At 65.2% G+C, this 15,404-nt stretch carries 16 protein-coding genes; 6 read left to right on the top strand and 10 right to left on the bottom strand.

All coding sequences use genetic code 11. The features are described from left to right. The first annotated feature begins 55 nt into the window (after nucleotides 1-55). Genes ACZZZM_RS01910 through ACZZZM_RS01900 form a run of 3 tightly spaced genes read left to right on the top strand, consistent with a single transcriptional unit; the run spans nucleotide 56 to nucleotide 1,814 of the window. Complete coding sequence (locus tag ACZZZM_RS01910) at nucleotides 56-568, top strand: ubiquinol-cytochrome C chaperone family protein (RefSeq protein WP_463593422.1); 513 nt, start codon at nucleotides 56-58, stop codon at nucleotides 566-568. Continuing rightward, the gene (locus ACZZZM_RS01905) at nucleotides 565-1,095 is read left to right on the top strand and encodes a YceD family protein (protein WP_463593421.1); all 531 of its coding nucleotides are present in this window, start codon (nucleotides 565-567) and stop codon (nucleotides 1,093-1,095) included. Before ACZZZM_RS01910 ends, ACZZZM_RS01905 begins: the two co-directional genes overlap by 4 nt. A 5-nt stretch (nucleotides 1,096-1,100) precedes the next feature. Then, the gene (locus tag ACZZZM_RS01900) at nucleotides 1,101-1,814 is read left to right on the top strand and encodes a hypothetical protein (protein ID WP_463593420.1); all 714 of its coding nucleotides are present in this window, start codon (nucleotides 1,101-1,103) and stop codon (nucleotides 1,812-1,814) included. A 20-nt stretch (nucleotides 1,815-1,834) separates the two neighbouring features. On the opposite strand, the gene ACZZZM_RS01895 is transcribed toward ACZZZM_RS01900, so the two are convergent. Together ACZZZM_RS01895 and ACZZZM_RS01890 are read right to left on the bottom strand one after the other, a co-directional pair. Next, on the bottom strand, nucleotides 1,835-2,281 hold the full coding sequence (locus tag ACZZZM_RS01895) for a hypothetical protein (protein ID WP_463593419.1): 447 nt from the start codon (nucleotides 2,279-2,281) through the stop codon (nucleotides 1,835-1,837). A gap of 117 nt (nucleotides 2,282-2,398) precedes the next feature. Further along, nucleotides 2,399-3,043, bottom strand: coding sequence for a TetR/AcrR family transcriptional regulator (locus ACZZZM_RS01890; protein ID WP_463593418.1), 645 nt, complete (start codon nucleotides 3,041-3,043; stop codon nucleotides 2,399-2,401). A gap of 136 nt (nucleotides 3,044-3,179) precedes the next feature. On the opposite strand from ACZZZM_RS01890, the gene ACZZZM_RS01885 reads away from it, so the two are divergent. Continuing rightward, entirely contained in the window at nucleotides 3,180-5,534 is a 2,355-nt protein-coding gene (locus ACZZZM_RS01885; protein WP_463593417.1) for a TonB-dependent receptor, read from the top strand. A 228-nt stretch (nucleotides 5,535-5,762) separates the two neighbouring features. Beyond that, complete coding sequence (locus tag ACZZZM_RS01880; RefSeq protein WP_463593416.1) at nucleotides 5,763-7,019, top strand: spinster family MFS transporter; 1,257 nt, start codon at nucleotides 5,763-5,765, stop codon at nucleotides 7,017-7,019. Here ACZZZM_RS01880 and ACZZZM_RS01875 read toward each other — a convergent pair. Continuing rightward, complete coding sequence (locus ACZZZM_RS01875; protein ID WP_463593415.1) at nucleotides 7,016-8,587, bottom strand: peptide chain release factor 3; 1,572 nt, start codon at nucleotides 8,585-8,587, stop codon at nucleotides 7,016-7,018. The genes ACZZZM_RS01880 and ACZZZM_RS01875 overlap by 4 nt on opposite strands. Before the next feature lie 31 nt (nucleotides 8,588-8,618). Continuing rightward, entirely contained in the window at nucleotides 8,619-9,488 is an 870-nt protein-coding gene (locus ACZZZM_RS01870; protein WP_463593414.1) for an aldose 1-epimerase family protein, read from the bottom strand. Between the two features lie 64 nt (nucleotides 9,489-9,552). Between ACZZZM_RS01870 and ACZZZM_RS01865 the strand changes: the two genes are divergently transcribed. Continuing rightward, entirely contained in the window at nucleotides 9,553-9,918 is a 366-nt protein-coding gene (locus ACZZZM_RS01865; protein WP_463593413.1) for a DUF1801 domain-containing protein, read from the top strand. Here the strand turns inward: ACZZZM_RS01865 and ACZZZM_RS01860 are convergent. The 6 genes from ACZZZM_RS01860 to rpmI all read right to left on the bottom strand — a co-directional run bounded on the left by ACZZZM_RS01860 (nucleotide 9,915) and on the right by rpmI (nucleotide 15,323). After that, nucleotides 9,915-10,658 (bottom strand): SDR family NAD(P)-dependent oxidoreductase, encoded by a 744-nt coding sequence (locus ACZZZM_RS01860; RefSeq protein ID WP_463593412.1) that lies wholly within the window; start codon nucleotides 10,656-10,658, stop codon nucleotides 9,915-9,917. The two genes, ACZZZM_RS01865 and ACZZZM_RS01860, sit on opposite strands and share 4 nt — an antisense overlap. A gap of 53 nt (nucleotides 10,659-10,711) precedes the next feature. Further along, nucleotides 10,712-13,099 (bottom strand): phenylalanine--tRNA ligase subunit beta, encoded by a 2,388-nt coding sequence (pheT, locus tag ACZZZM_RS01855; protein ID WP_463593411.1) that lies wholly within the window; start codon nucleotides 13,097-13,099, stop codon nucleotides 10,712-10,714. Next, nucleotides 13,096-14,175: a phenylalanine--tRNA ligase subunit alpha gene (pheS, locus tag ACZZZM_RS01850; protein ID WP_463593410.1), complete on the bottom strand. Its 1,080-nt coding sequence runs from the start codon at nucleotides 14,173-14,175 to the stop codon at nucleotides 13,096-13,098. Before pheS ends, pheT begins: the two co-directional genes overlap by 4 nt. Next, complete coding sequence (locus tag ACZZZM_RS01845) at nucleotides 14,172-14,648, bottom strand: GNAT family N-acetyltransferase (protein WP_463593409.1); 477 nt, start codon at nucleotides 14,646-14,648, stop codon at nucleotides 14,172-14,174. Before ACZZZM_RS01845 ends, pheS begins: the two co-directional genes overlap by 4 nt. A gap of 91 nt (nucleotides 14,649-14,739) precedes the next feature. Beyond that, the gene (gene rplT, locus ACZZZM_RS01840) at nucleotides 14,740-15,105 is read right to left on the bottom strand and encodes a 50S ribosomal protein L20 (RefSeq protein WP_463593408.1); all 366 of its coding nucleotides are present in this window, start codon (nucleotides 15,103-15,105) and stop codon (nucleotides 14,740-14,742) included. A gap of 14 nt (nucleotides 15,106-15,119) precedes the next feature. Further along, entirely contained in the window at nucleotides 15,120-15,323 is a 204-nt protein-coding gene (rpmI, locus tag ACZZZM_RS01835) for a 50S ribosomal protein L35 (protein ID WP_019369717.1), read from the bottom strand. Nucleotides 15,324-15,404 lie beyond the last annotated feature (81 nt).

The following is a 15,404-nucleotide window of genomic DNA, read 5'->3' as shown; positions in this document are numbered from 1 at the left end:
TCAAAATGCGGCCAAACAAGGTCGCAGACCCTTAAGCGACGGAACGAACCCGCACATGCGACTGCTTGCACGACTCTTTGGGGCTCCGGACCGCGGCACTGCGCCTGCGCTGTACGAGGCGGTGGTGGCGCTTGGCCGCGCGCCGCACTGGTATCAGGCCGGCGCGGTGCCGGACACGATCGACGGACGCTTCGACATGATCGCCGCGGTGCTCGCCATGGTGATGTTGCGGCTCGAAAGCGATCCTGCGGGCGTGCCGCAGAGCACGGCGCTCGCCGAATGCTTTATCGAGGATATGGACGGCCAACTCCGCGAAATCGGCATTGGCGACATCGTGGTCGGCAAGCATCTCGGGCGGATGATGGGCATGCTCGGCGGGCGGCTCGGCGCCTATCGCGACGGGCTGGCGGCAGGCTCGGTCCGCGAGACGCTGGTGCGCAACCTCTATCGCGGCGCGGCGCCCGAGGAAGCAGCGCTGGCGCATGTCGAGCGTGAATTGCTGGCGCTGCGCGCACGATTCGCGGCCGCGCCGATCGACATTTTCGTCGCGGGGGAGTTGCCGGCATGACCGCGCCCGAGTTTTCGCGCCCGCATCGCCTCGATCAGATCGGCGCCGGAGAGAATCGCGTTACGGTCAGCGCCGAGGCCGAGGAGCGCACGGCGCTCGCCAAGCGCTTCGGGCTGGCCGCGCTTGATTCGCTGACCGCCGATTACGCGATCCATCGCGACCTGAGCGGCGTGATCGCGCAGGGCCATCTTTCGGCGCGCGTGACGCAGAGCTGTGCAGTGACCGGGGATCCGCTGCCGGTGAAGGTCGAAGAGGATTTTGCGATCCGTTTCCTACCCGAGCCCGATGCCGAACTGCCGGACGAGGTCGAGCTGAGCGAAGACGAATGCGACACGGTGTTCTACACCGGCAGCGCAATCGATCTGGGCGAGGCCGCCGCCGAGACTCTGCTGCTGTCGCTCGATCCGTTTCCGCGCAGTCCGAATGCGGCGGCGGTGCTCAAGGAAGCGGGCGTGGTCGGCGAGGATGAAGTGGGGCCGTTCAGCGCGCTGGCCGGGTTGCGGGATGCGCTCGCCAAGAAGGAATAGGCCGGATGATCTCGACCGTGATCGCGCTGCTGCTTTTTGCCGGTCTCCCGGGCCAGGATGCGGTCGCGTCAGTGACGGACGCGCCATGTACGTTTCCGCGAGGCGCTCAAACCAGCCTGGGCGAGCTCGAGATCTCGATTCGGCAAAACGCGGCCTGCGGGCTGCCATGGCTTGCTTTGAAGCGTGTGGTCAGGGAGTCGGGCGCCCTTGCGCGCTTGAAGGCCGCTCTCGCCGAGACCAGGGACATTCGGCCTGCCGATGGGCGGTTGCTCGATGAGCTCGGCGTTACCATCGACGCGGCGGCGGGACGCCCGCAGGCGCTGCTGGCACACTATGATGACAATGTAGCGCGGCATCCCGAGGACCAGAGCCTGCCGAATGTGTCGTGCTGGGTGCGCAGCGCGCACGGCATCGATCTCGCGCATGCGATGCCCTATTGCGACGCGGCGGTTGCAGCCGGGCGGCCGGCGCATTCCCTGATCAATCGAGGCATGGCGCGGCTTCAATTGGGCGATTTCGCCGGGGCGAGACGGGATTTCGACGAAGCGCTGAAGCAGCCGGAATCGAGCGGTCATCCTTTTGCGTCTCGAGCCATTTACGGGCGCGGCCTGGCGCGGCTCAAGCTTGGCGACAAGCGGGGAACGGCAGACAAGGCCCAGGCAAAGCGCGAAGACCCAGGCGTCATGGACTTATTCGTCTCGCTCGGGTTCCGAGGATAGTTCACGTTCGCCGCAGCCCGCTAAGCTTCGAGCAACCTTGCTCTTTCTATGTCCTTCGGTCTTCCGAAGTGCCGCAGCATGGCAATCAACTCATCTCGCGCGGGTACGAAAAGCACTGCACCCGCGACATTCATGGCTTCGCGGGTGGCCGGGACCAGTTTCTCGCCAAAGACGTGGAAGCCGGCCATGAAGTCGACGGGGACGGGCGGCGCGGTCCAGGCGCAGTAGAAGTCCGAGCGGAAGCGGCGGTCGGCGATGCCGGGCGTCAGCGGCACGCCGAGGCCGGGGAGGATGCGCCGGGCGTCGGCGACGGTGAGCAACATATCGACATCGCGGACCTGGATCGGGGAGGCGCCGTGCAGCGCGACCGCGGCGCTGCCGATGATCCACCAATCGTCGCGTGCGTCCTGCATCGCGGCGGCGATCATGGCGAGGGTCTGGTGAAGGGGCGCTACTTGACGTTCCACTGTCACCCCGGACCTGTTCCGGGGGCCAGCACGCGGCCCCCGGCTATGCTTGAGCCTATTGTCTTTCCCGTGCAGCACGCTGGACCCTGGAACAAGTCCCGGGTGACGATATAGAAGCTAGACCCCGATGCCCCGCGCCAGCATCGAGGCGATGGTGTCGGCAATCTGCTCGGGATCGGTGTCGTCGGCCCAGACGCTGTAGCGCAGCCCCAGGAACACGTTCATTCCCATGATCGCCCAGGCGTGGATTTCGGAAATGTCGCCGCGGACTTCGCCGCGCTCGGCAGCCGCGTTGAGGCGGGCATGGATGCGCTCGGCGGTGGTCGCGTAATGCATGCGGAAGCTCTCGGGGTCGACGAATTCGGCTTCGTCGATGATCCGGTAGATTTCCTTGTGGCTGCGGGCGAACTTGATGAAGTGCAGGAGCCCGGCGCGTTCGGCTTCGATTTGGCCCTGTGCGGCGCGGATCGCCGGGCCGACATGCTCCTTCACTTGCTCGCTCATGTCGCGAACGAGTGCGCGGAACACTGCGTCCTTCGAATCGAAATAGGTGTAGAAGCTGCCCAGCGCGACACCGGCCCGGCGTGTAATCCCGCTGATCGAGCCTTCGTGAAAGCCCTTCTCGCCAAATTCCTCCGCTGCCGCATCGAGGATCGCGCGCAGCGTTCGGCGGCCCCGCTCGGTGCGCGGTTCCTTGCCGGCGCTGGCGGCTTCGCCGGTGCCGGATAGCCCTGCCCGGGAAGGGGGGGATGTGGCCGTCATGCCACGCCCGCTCGCCATTCGTATCTCTCCCCCAACATTCCCAAGTTGAAACCCGGTTCAGGTTTCAGTATAGCGTCCGGCAATTGCTTACAACCCGCCTTAAAGAGCGGGTTCGCCACTTGGGGAGGAAGACCTGATGTCACGCTATAATCCGTCCATCCGTACCGTATTGTTCGCCGGGGCTGCCTTTGCCGGGCTCGCCGCCTCGCCCGCATTCGCGCAGGACACTAGCACCGCCACCGCCGTGCAGACTACCGAAGCGCAGGATCCCGCCGCGAGCGAGGACGACGGCCTGGTCGTGGTCACGGCTCGCCGCCGCGAAGAGAGCCTGATCGACGTTCCGATCGCAGTGACTGCAATCAGCGGCGCGCAGCTCGAAGCGCAGGGCGCGATCGACATCACCGACGTCGCCCAATCGGCTCCCAACGTCTCGCTCGAAGTATCGCGCGGCACCAATTCGACGCTTTCGGCCTTTATCCGCGGCGTCGGCCAGCAGGATCCGGTGGCCGGCTTCGAAGCGGGCGTCGGCATCTATCTCGACGACGTGTACCTCAACCGTCCGCAGGCCGCCGTGCTCGACATCTATGACGTCGAGCGCATCGAAGTGCTGCGTGGGCCGCAGGGCACGCTTTACGGCCGCAACACGATCGGCGGCGCGATCAAATATGTCACGCGCCGGATCGGATCCAGCCCGACGATGAAGGTGCGCGGCGCCTATGGCAGCTACAATCAAGCCGATCTCGTCGTCAGCGGTTCGGCGCCGATCGGCGATACGGGGTTCAAGGTCGGTGCGGCCTTCGCCCGCCTTTCGCGCGGCGGCTTTGGCGACAATCTGACCACCGGCCAGGATAACTATAACAAGGACATCTGGGCCGGCCGCGCCACGCTCGAGTTCGAGCCTTCGAACGAAGCCTATTTCCGCATCTCGGGTGATTACACTCGCGACAAGAGCAACACCCGCGGCGGCCATCGCCTGATCCCGGGCATCGTCAGCGGCACACCGGTGCTCGCCAACGTCTTCGATTCGCGCGGCAATCTGCTCGATCCCAAGCAGAACGTGAAGGCATGGGGCATCAACGGCTTCTTCGAACTGAAACCGACCGACTGGCTGACCTTCCGCTCGATCACCGGCTATCGCAAGGACGACAGCGCCACGCCGATCGATTTCGACGCGCTCAACGCGGTCCAGGTCGATGTGCCGGCTTTCTACAATAACGAGCAGTTCAGCCAGGAAGCGCAGTTCCTGATCGATACGGGCGGCTTCTCGGGCCTGCTCGGCGTCTATTATCTCGACGCCAAGGCGCGCACCGTGTTCGACGTGCGTCTGCCCGGCGGCGTGACGGCGCTGACCTTCGGCAACGTCGCGACCGACACCGTCGCAGTGTTCGGCGACTTCACTTATGACTTCAATGAGATGTTCAGCGTGTCGGCCGGCGGCCGCTACACCTGGGACCGGCGCGATGCATCGGTGCTGCGCCGTACGTATCTTGGCGGCGGATCGCCCTTCTTCAACGGCGCGGGCGTGCTGTTTGCGACGACGTCGGACTTCACTGGCAAGGCCGATTTCGCCAAGTTCACGCCGCGCGCCTCGGTCAGCTTCAAGCCGAGTGCCGACCATACGCTCTATGCGAGCTGGTCGAAGGGCTTCAAGGGCGGCGGGTTCGATCCGCGCGGCCAAACCACTGCATGCCGCACCACCGCCGGCGGGGCGTGCAACGCCCAGCAGGTCTATGACTTCCTCGCCTTCGATCCCGAAAACGTCACCAGCTACGAGGTCGGGTACAAGGCATCGGTGCTCGATCGCCGGCTGACCGTCGCGCTGGCCGCATTCCAGTCCGACTATACCGACGTCCAGGTTCCCGGCTCGATCGGCACCACCGTGGGCGGCACCCAGACCTTCATCGGCATCACGACCAACGCCGGCAAGGCGCGGATCAAGGGCGTCGAGTTCGAAGGCAATGCCGTGCTTGCCAAGGATCTGGGCGGCGACGGCAGCTCGCTCAACCTCGGTTGGACGGTCGGCTATATGGACGCCAAGTATCTGACGTTTATCGACAGCCGCGGGCTCAATGTGGCCAATCGCCGCAAGATCCAGAACACCCCGGATTGGACCGCGAGCGCGACGCTCGGCTATACCGCGCAGATCGGCGAAGGCTCCCTGACCGTCAGCGGCACGGCTGCGTATCGCGGTGCTTCGCAGCAGTTCGAGCTGCGCACGCCGATGCTCGACCAGCCGAGCTACACCTTGTTCGACGCGAACCTGGTGTGGAACGTCAACGACATGCTCTCCTTCGGCATCCACGGCCGTAATCTGGGCAACAAGCGTTACATCGTCGCCGGCTACAACTTCCTCGCGCAGAACCCCGATACGGGCGATTTCCTGCGCACTCCGGCCGGCGCCTATGTCTCGACGCTGGGCACCGAGGGCGTGCTGACTGCCTATTACGGCAATCCGCGCCAGATCTTCGGCACGGCAACGATCAAGTTTTAAGAGCTTCTCCCGCGCACCAACTTTCAAGCCGGGCGTCGATGACGTCCGGCTTTTTCTTGCTCCCCTCTCCCTTGATGGGAGAGGGAGGGGCCCGCCGCGAAGCGGTGGGAGGGCGAGGGTGATCTCTCCTCAAGCGGAATCGCTCGCGGAGAGGTCACCCCCACCCAACCCTCCCCCGTCAACGGGGGAGGGCTTTCCCTCCGAGCCGCTGTTCTGCGAGGAATAATGATGACCGAATCCACCTCTACTCCGACGCGGATAGCATCGAACGGCCTCGTCCTGGCGATGTTGCTGCTCGTCTACATCTTCAATTTCCTTGATCGGCAGATACTCAGCATCCTCGCCCAGCCGGTGAAGGCCGATCTCGGGCTCGACGATGCGCAATTGGGCATGCTGGGCGGACTGGCATTCGCCGTGCTCTATTCGACGCTGGCGATCCCCTTCGCCTTGCTGGCCGACAAGACCAATCGCTCCTGGGTGATCACCATCTCGCTGGCGGTGTGGAGCGGCTTCACGGCTTTGTGCGGCGCGGCGCAGAATTTCACGCAGATGTTCCTGTTCCGGCTGGGCGTCGGCGTCGGCGAAGCGGGCGGGGTGGCGCCAAGCTATGCGCTGATCAGCGATGCCTATCCGGCCGAACGGCGGGCGCGCGCGCTTTCCATCTATTCGCTCGGGATTCCGCTGGGCTCGGCGGGCGGCGCGCTGCTCGGCGGCTATATCGCGCAGAATGTCGAGTGGCGGACGGCGTTCGTCGTCGTTGGCCTGCTCGGGCTGGTTGTGGCGATCCCCTTCAAGCTCATCGTCCGCGATCCGCCGCGTGAACGCGCAGCGGGGCAGGTGCCGATCTGGCACGTCTTCGGCATCCTCGCAGCCAAGCCGAGCTTCTGGCTGCTTGCCTTCGGTGCGGCGGCGGGATCGATGTGCGGCTATGGTGTCGCCTTCTGGTTGCCGAGCATGATCATGCGCAGCTTCGGGCTCGATCTCCAGCAGGTCGGGCAATTCTTCGGTGCCTTGCTGCTCAGCGGCGGAGTCGCGGGGATATTGCTCGGCGGCTGGCTCGGCGACCGGATGGGCAAGCGCGACCGCAAATGGTACGCGCTGGCGCCGGCGATCTGCTATGTCGCGGGGACGCCCTTGTTCATCGCCGGCGTGCTTTCCGGGACCTGGATGGCGGCATTCGCCTTGTTCGTGATCCCCCAGGCCTTGGTCTATGTCTGGCTGGGCCCGGTGCTCACCGCCGTCCAGCATCTCGTGCCCGCGCACATGCGCGCGACGGCTTCGGCGAGCTTCCTGCTGATCAACAATCTGATCGGGCTGGGGCTGGGCAGCTGGGTGATCGGATCGCTTTCCAAGCATCTGACCCCGGCCTATGGCGCGGCCGATGCGCTGCGCTACGCGATCGCCGCGGGCCTGTGCCTGTATCTGGTGGCGGGGTTGCTGATGCTGTTCGCCAGCCGCTTCCTCAAGCGTGACTGGGTCGATTAGCGCTCGCGCGTCGCGGCGAACTTCACCTTGGAATAGCGATCGGCGATATAGCCGACTTCCCAGGCAGACTTGGCCATGAAGACGGGGTTGCCGTCACGATCCTTGGCCATCGCGCCGCGGTTGAGATCGGTGAACGCCTTGAGTTCGGCAGGGTCCTCCGCCGAGATCCAGCGCGCGGTCTCGAACGGCGCCTGCTCGAGGCCGGCGGCAACCTTATATTCCGCGTCCAGCCGGCTGAGCAGCACTTCGAGCTGGAGTTGGCCGACGACGCCGATGATCCAGTTCGATCCGATCTCGGGATAAAAGACCTGGGTGACGCCCTCTTCGGCCATGTCGTCCAGCGCCTTGCGCAGCTGCTTGGTCTTGGTCGGGTCCTTGAGCTGGACGCGGCGCAGGATCTCCGGCGCGAAATTCGGCAGCCCGGTGAAACGGACATCGGCCTTTTCGCTGAGCGTATCGCCGACGCGCAGCACGCCGTGATTGGGAATGCCGATGATATCGCCGGGGAAGGCTTCGTCCGCGAGTTCGCGCTCGCGGGCGAAGAACAGGATCGGCGAGTGAATCGCGATCGGTTTGCCATGCCCGGTGGGGGTGAGCTTCATGCCGCGTTTGAAGGTGCCCGAGACCAGCCGCATGAAGGCGATGCGATCGCGGTGATTGGGATCCATGTTCGCCTGGACCTTGAACACGAAGCCGGTGACCTGCGGCTCGTCGGGCGAGACGGGGGCGGGTTCGGCGGGAAGCGCGTGCGGCGGCGGCGCATGCAGCGCAAGGGCATCGATCAGCGAATCGACGCCAAATTCCTTGAGCGCCGATCCGAAATAGACCGGCGTAAGGTCGCCGTTGCGGTAGGCCTCGGCGTCGAACTCGGGATAGCCGATGCCGGCGAGCTCGATCTCCTCACGCAGCCGCGCCGCAGCTGCGGGCGAAAGGATCTCGTCGAGTTGGGGATCGTCGAGGCCGGTCGTCTGAACTACCTTGCCCTGGAATTCGCGGCTGCCGCCCTCGGGCAGCAGCAGGCGGTGGTTGACCAGATCGTAAATCCCCTCAAACTCGCCGCCCATGCCCACCGGCCAGGTCATCGGCGTCACGTCCAGTGCCAGCAGATTGGCGATCTCGTCGAGGATCTCGAAGATCGGGCGGCCCTCGCGATCGACCTTGTTGACGAAGGTGATGATCGGCACCGAGCGCAGGCGGCACACTTCGAACAGCTTGCGCGTCTGGCTCTCGATACCCTTGGCGACATCGATCACCATCACCGCGGAATCGACGGCGGTCAGCGTGCGATACGTGTCTTCGCTGAAGTCTTCATGGCCTGGGGTATCAAGCAGGTTGAACGTGATGCCCTCGCGTTCGAAGGTCATCACCGAGGAGGTGACCGAGATTCCGCGCTGCTGCTCGATCTTCATCCAGTCCGAGCGGGCACGCCGCGCCTGCCCACGCGCCTTCACTTCGCCGGCAAGATGGATCGCGCCGCCGAACAGCAGCAGCTTTTCGGTAAGCGTGGTCTTGCCCGCATCGGGGTGCGAGATGATCGCGAAGGTGCGGCGGTCGTTGGCAATCGGCATCGCGGCGCTCTAGCGGCTCAACCCGCCAACGTCACCTGCATGCTGCCAGAGTTACCTGCATACTAAAAATCCGCGATTCGCCGGGTGCGAAGCGGAGGATCCCCGGCTTGTCCCAGATCTCGCCGGTAAAGCCGTGTGGATCGGCAATGCCGTGCCACGGCTCGATGCACACGAAGCTTGCGCCGGGCTTGGTCCAGATGCCCAAGGTGTCCGCGTCGAAGGCGATGTCGAGCGAACGCCCGGTGCGCGAGTGATAGGACACATGGCGGCTCTTCAGCTTCTCCCAGACCAGGGCATCGCGTTCGAACAGCCCGTCACTCAGCGCCAGCGTGCGGCCCTCCAGCGGACTCGGCCAGCCGCCCTGGTCCATCCAGCCACCAAGCACGATCGCGGACAATTCGTCGGGCTCGTCTTTCTCGAACTCGATGACATGATCGCCCTTGCCGCGTCCGAATGGCAGGGGCCAGGCGAAGGCGGGGTGGAAGCCGAAGCTGGCGGGCATGTCAGCGTCGCCGGTGTTGGTGACAGTGACGTCGGTCGCCAGCGTCGCGCCGGTCAGCGTGAAGGCGGCGTCGAGCGTGAAGGCGAAGGGATAGACGGTGCGCGTCTCGTCATTATCCCCAAGGCGGAACACGACGCGATTCGCAGCCTGCTCGATGCACTCGAACATCTGGCGACGCGCGAAGCCATGCTGGGGCAGAGAATATTCCTCGCTGCCAAGCCGGTATTTGTCGTCCATCAGCCGCCCGACGATCGGAAACAGCAAGGGCGCGCGGCCTGACCAGAAGGCCGGATCCGCATCGGTCATAAGTTCCCCCTGTCCCGGCTCACGGAGCGACGAAAGCTCGGCACCGAACGGATTGATGCTGGCGGTCAGCCGCTCGGAGGCGATATGAATCATGTTGCTTTCCCTGCTCGTCTGCCGGCGCGATACCGGCTTTCGCGCAATGTGACGAGGTAGGCTAATGGTGGAAGCGACACTGGCGAGACTGGGGCCGGCGCAGCGCGCGCTGGCCGAGCGGCTGCGCGAAACGATCGCAGCAACGGTACCGGAGTTGCGCGAGCATGTGAAATGGAACGCGCCGAGCTTCGCCGTGAATGGCGACGACCGCGTGACGCTCAATTTCGGGCCGCGCGGCGACGTTCGCGTGATCCTGCACCGCGGCGTTACAGTGAGGCGCGACGGGTTCGCGTTCGACGACCCCGCCGAGCTCGCCGTTTGGCGCGCGCCCGATCGCGGCGTGGTGACTTTGCGCAACATGGCCGAGCTCGAAGCCAAAGCTGGCGCAATTGCCGATCTGGTCGCGCGCTGGGTCGCCGCGACCGCTTAGCCCTCGCGGTGGATCGCGAAGCCCTGCCAGCTCTGATTGACCGGCATCAGCTCGAGGCTGTTGATATTGAGGTGCGGGGGGAGGGTGGCGACCCAAAGGAGCGTCTCGGCAATGTCCTCGCCGGTCATCGGATTGACGCCGCCATAGAGCTTGTCCGAGCTTTCCTGGCTGCCGGTGCGCACGAGAGTGAATTCGGTTTCGGCCATGCCCGGTTCGATCGACGTGACACGGACGCCAGTGCCGTGAAGATCGGCGCGCAGGTCGAGGCTGAACTGGCGGACAAAGGCCTTGCTCGCCGCATACACATTGCCGCCGGGATAGGGGTAGGTCGCAGCGACTGAAGAGAGGTTGATGATCGCGCCTTCGCGCTCGACGATCTGGGGCAACAGCTTGTGGGTGATCGAGACCAACGCCGTGATGTTGGTGTCGATCATCGTCGTCCAGTTGGACAGCTTGGCCTTGTGCGCGGGCTCTAGGCCGAGGGCGAGGCCGGCATTGTTGATGAGCAGGTCGATGTCGCGGAACGCGGCGGGCAGGGCATCGAGCGCGGCGTCGCGGGCTGCTTCGTCGCGCACGTCGAATTCGGCGGCGTGGAAACGCTCGCCCAGTTCGGCGGAGAGCGCGGCGAGCCGATCGGCGCGGCGGCCGGTGCCGATGACATGCCAGCCGGCCCCGACGAACGCGCGCGCGGCGGCCTCGCCAATCCCGGAGGTCGCGCCGGTGATGAGTGCGGTGGCCATTTCGATTCCTCCATTTTCGTCATCCCGGCGGAAGCCGGGGTGACGATTGTTGTTCAGCCTCTCAGTGTCGCCCCAAGCTTCGCAGCTGCGGCGATTACCTTGTCGGCCAGCGCCTTGATCTCCTCGTCGGTGAAGCTCTTTTCGCCGGGTTGGAGCATGACCTCCACGCCCAGCGACTTCTGGCCCTCCGGCACGCCGGTGCCGGTGAACAGGTCGAACAAGCGGGCGTCCGTGATCATTGCCTTGTCGGCGCCCTTGACGGCGCGGACGAGATCGCTTGCCGCAAGGCCGGCGGGAACGAGGAAGGCGAAGTCACGCGTGACAGCCTGCAGCGCGGGCGGGGTGTAGGCCATGCGCATGAAGCCTGTTCCGCCCTTCTTCGGGGGCAGCGCGTCGAGATAGAGTTCGACCGCGGCGACATCACCATCGAGATCGAAGGCCTTGAGAACGCTGGGATGGACCATGCCAAAGGCCGCGAGGACGGTCTTGGGGCCGAGACGGAGCGTGGCGGACTGGCCGGGGTGATAGACTTGGCCCGCTTCGCCCATGACCTGGAGATTGGCGATCGGGGCACCCGCGGCTTCGAGCAGCGCGAGGGCTTCGGCCTTGGCGTCGAACGCAGTGAAGTCCTGCGCCTTGCCGCCCTGCCAGCCGCGCGCAGCGCGCGAACCGGCGAGGATCACGCCGAGCGTCAGACGCTCCTTGTCGGCGAGATAGCGGCGGCCGAGTTCGAAGACGCGGACGGTGGAGGCGCCGCGCTTGAGGTTGCGTTCGGCCGCAGCGAGCAGGCCGGGAAGCAGCGAAGGCCGCATGACCTTCATGTCCTCGCTGATCGGATTGGCGAGGCTCCATGCCCCGCCGCCAAAGGGGGAGGCTTCGGCTTCGGAAATGAAGCTCCAAGTAACGGCTTCGTGCAGCCCCCGCGCGGCAGCGGTGCGGCGGAGCTTGCGCTCGAGCTTTTGCTCGGGCGTGGCAGTGGGGCGGGCGACGCCGGGGATACGCGGCAGCGGCGTCGAGGGGACGTGGTCGATGCCGTGGATACGGATGACTTCCTCGACCAGATCGGGCGCGCCATCGACGTCGCGGCGCCAGCTGGGGACGGTGACTTGCCAATCCGAGAGCGTGAAGCCGAGGCTTTCGAGAATTGTCCTCTGCTCGTCCTCGGCCACGGCGAGGCCACCCAGCGTCTCGGCGAGCGCCGGATCATAGGCGATGACCTTGTTCGGAACGGGCGCTTCGCCCGCACGAGTCACGGCGCTAGGCGTGCCGCCGCAAAGCCCGAGCACCAGCTGCGTTGCGATCGACAGGCCGGTATCGAGAAACGCAGGGTCGACGCCGCGCTCGAAACGGGTGCGGGCGTCGCTGGTCAGCATCAATTTCTGGCCGGTGCGGGCGATATGATCGGGATCGAAATAGGCGCATTCGATCAATACGTCGGTGGTGCTCTCCGAACAGCCCGAATGCTCGCCGCCCATGACGCCGCCGATATCGTGCACGGCATTGTCATCGGCGATGACCGTCATCGTCGCATCGAGCGTATAGGTCTTGCCGTTGAGAGCTACGACCTGCTCGCCATCCTTGGCCTTGCGGGCGACGAGGCCGCCGCTGAGCTTAAGGCGGTCATAGACGTGCAGCGGCCGGCCGAGATCGATCGAGACGAAATTGGTGATGTCGACCAGCGCCGAGATCGGCTTCTGGCCGATCGCAGTCAGCAGCCGCGCCATCCAGGGCGGCGAAGCGCCGTTGGTCACGCCGGACACCGCCTGCGCATAGAAAGCCGGGCAGCCCTCAGGATCTTCGATGCGAACCTCGGGCGCCGGGGCAGTGCCGGCGACGGGATCGGTGGAGGTCATCCTATAGGCGGTAGCGAGCGGCTTGAGCGTGCCGAGACCCGCGGCGGCGAGATCGCGGGCGATGCCGCGCACGCCCATGCAGTCCTGGCGGTTCGGGGTGATCGACACGTCGATGACCGGATCGTTGAGGTCGGCATAATCGGCATAGTCGCAGCCGATGGGCGCATCGGCAGGAAGCTCGATGATCCCCTCATGATCGTCGCCGAGCTCGAGCTCACGCGTCGAGCACATCATGCCGTTGGATTCGACGCCGCGCACGGCCGCGACCTTGAGCTGCATGCCGTTGGCGGGGACGACTGCGCCGGGAAGCCCGAGCACGCCGACCAGCCCTGCGCGGGCATTGGGCGCGCCGCAGACGACGGTGAGCGGATCGCCCGCGCCCATGTCGACAGTCAGCACCTGCAGCTTGTCGGCCTGCGGATGGCGTTCGGCAGTCAGCACCTTGGCGACGCGGAAGCCGGTCAGCTTATCGCCGGGATTCTCGACGCCTTCGACTTCGAGACCGACGCGAGTCAGCGCGTCGGTCACTTGATCGAGGGTGGCGGTGGTTTCGAGATGCTCCTTGAGCCAGCCCAGGGTGAACTTCATGCGCCTACTCCCCCGCTCAAAGTGGGCACGTCGAGCGCCGAGAAGCCGTAATGCTTGAGCCAGCGCATATCGCCGTCGAAAAAGGCGCGCAGATCGTCCATGCCGTATTTGAGCATCGCCAGCCGATCGATGCCGCAGCCGAAGGCGAAGCCCTGCCACTCGTCGGGATCATAGCCCCCCGCCTCTATCACCTTGCGGTGGACCATGCCGCTGCCCAGCACTTCCATCCAGCCTTCCGCGCCGCCGATGACGCGCTTGCCGTTGACGATCGAGAAGCCGACATCGACTTCGGCCGAAGGCTCGGTGAAGGGGAAGTAGCTGGGGCGCAGGCGCAGCACGATATCGTCGCGCTCGAAGAACGCCTTGAGGAAGGTCTCCAACGTCCATTTAAGGTGGCCGAGGGTAATTCCCTTGTCGATGACCAGGCCTTCAACCTGGTGGAACATCGGGGTATGGGTCGCGTCGCTGTCGGAGCGATACGTGCGGCCGGGCGCGATGATGCGGATCGGCTTGTCGCCCCCCGCCGCCTTCATCGCCCGGATCTGCACCGGCGAGGTATGCGTGCGCAGGACCATCGGCTGCTCGTGCTCGCCGGCGAGATAGAAGGTATCGTGCATCGCCCGCGCGGGGTGCGTCTCGGGAATGTTGAGCGCCGTGAAATTGTGCCAGTCGTCCTCGATCTCCGGGCCGGTCGCGACCGCGAAGCCGAGATCGGCGAAGATCTCCGCCAGCTCGTCCATCACCTGGCTGACCGGATGGACCGAGCCGGGGGGCGTCGAATTGACCGGAAGCGTCATGTCGAGCGTCTCGCTCGCCAGCCTGGCATCCAGCGCCAGCCGCTCGAGCGACGCCTTGCGCGTGGCCAGCGCCTCGGTGACCGCTTCGCGCAGGGCATGGATGCGCGGGCCGACTTCTTGCCGCTCGTCCGGCGACATCCCGCCCAGCGTCTTGAGCAGGCCGGTAACGGCGCCCTGCTTGCCGAGCGCATGGACGCGCAGCGCCTCGATGGCGTCGAGCCCGGCCGCCGCGTCGATTGCGCCGAGCAGGTCTACGCGAAGTTGTTCAAGGTCAGTCATGCGGCACTCTTGGTCGGAGGTAAGTCGATCGCCCAGGTGATCAGCGCGCCGTCTTCCGGATCGTCGCGGGTGCCGGTGGCGACGAACCCGTTCTTCTCCAGCACGCGCTGCGATCCCGGATTGTCCACGCTGGTCTCGGCGGTCAAGCGGTTATGGCCGTGCAGCGGCGCGATTCGCACCAATTCGGCCAGCGCCGCGGACATGATGCCCCGGCCTTGATACGCCGGTGCCATGCCGTAGCCGATGTCGTAGCGGCCATCGTCGCGCGCCCGCGTGAAGCTCGTCATGCCGACGACCTGTCCGTCCTCGACGATCATCCACGCGACCGGCTGGTCGGTTTCGGCTGCGATCCCAGCACTGATCCCGCGCAGCATCGCCGTCACTTCGTTTGGTCCAATGCCACCCTCGCACAACGTTAGCGAATCGCCGCGCTCGGTCTTACCCAGCAGCCAGGCGAAGTCGTGGTCGGTCATGGCGTGCAGTCGGGTCATGCAGTGCTTTCCAGCGAAAAGGGGCGCCGGTGTTGCCACCGACGCCCCTTGTTTCCAGTCGCTACAGGTCGCCTCAGGCGGCCTGGGGCAGAGCCGCCTTCGCCTGCGCGATGATGGCGGTAAACGCTTCACCCTCGTGCATTGCGATGTCGGCCAAAACCTTCCGGTCGAGTTCGATGCCGGCCAGCTTGAGCCCGTGCATGAACTGCGAATAGGTCAGGCCCTCGGCGCGAACACCGGCGTTGATGCGCTGGATCCAAAGCCCACGGAACGTGCGCTTCTTAACCTTGCGATCGCGATAGGCGTACTGGCCGGCCTTTTCGACGGCCTGGCGGGCGATGCGGATGGTGTTCTTGCGACGGCCATAATAGCCCTTCGCCTGTTCCAGAATCCGCTTGTGCTTCGCCTTGGTGGTTACACCGCGTTTCACTCGTGCCATTTGTCAGGCCTCCCTTACTTCAAGCCGTACGGTGCCCACGCGACAACGCGTGCGACATCGGCATCGGCGAGCACGGAAGTGCCGCGATTCTGGCGGATATATTTGGCATTGTGGCTGATCAGACGGTGGCGCTTGCCGGCGACGCCGTGCTTGATCTTGCCAGTCGCGGTGAACTTGAAGCGCTTCTTCACACCGCTCTTGGTCTTGAGCTTGGGCATTTTGGTCTCCTTATGATCTCGATCGTGCGAACAGCCGCGGCAGCCCTTGATGGCCGGGCGTGTTCCTGAAGTGATCGAGGA

This window comes from Sphingomonas sp. AC522, assembly GCF_979258125.1.
Note: the sequence above shows the minus strand (reverse complement) of the source record. Positions and strands in the feature narration are given on the sequence as shown.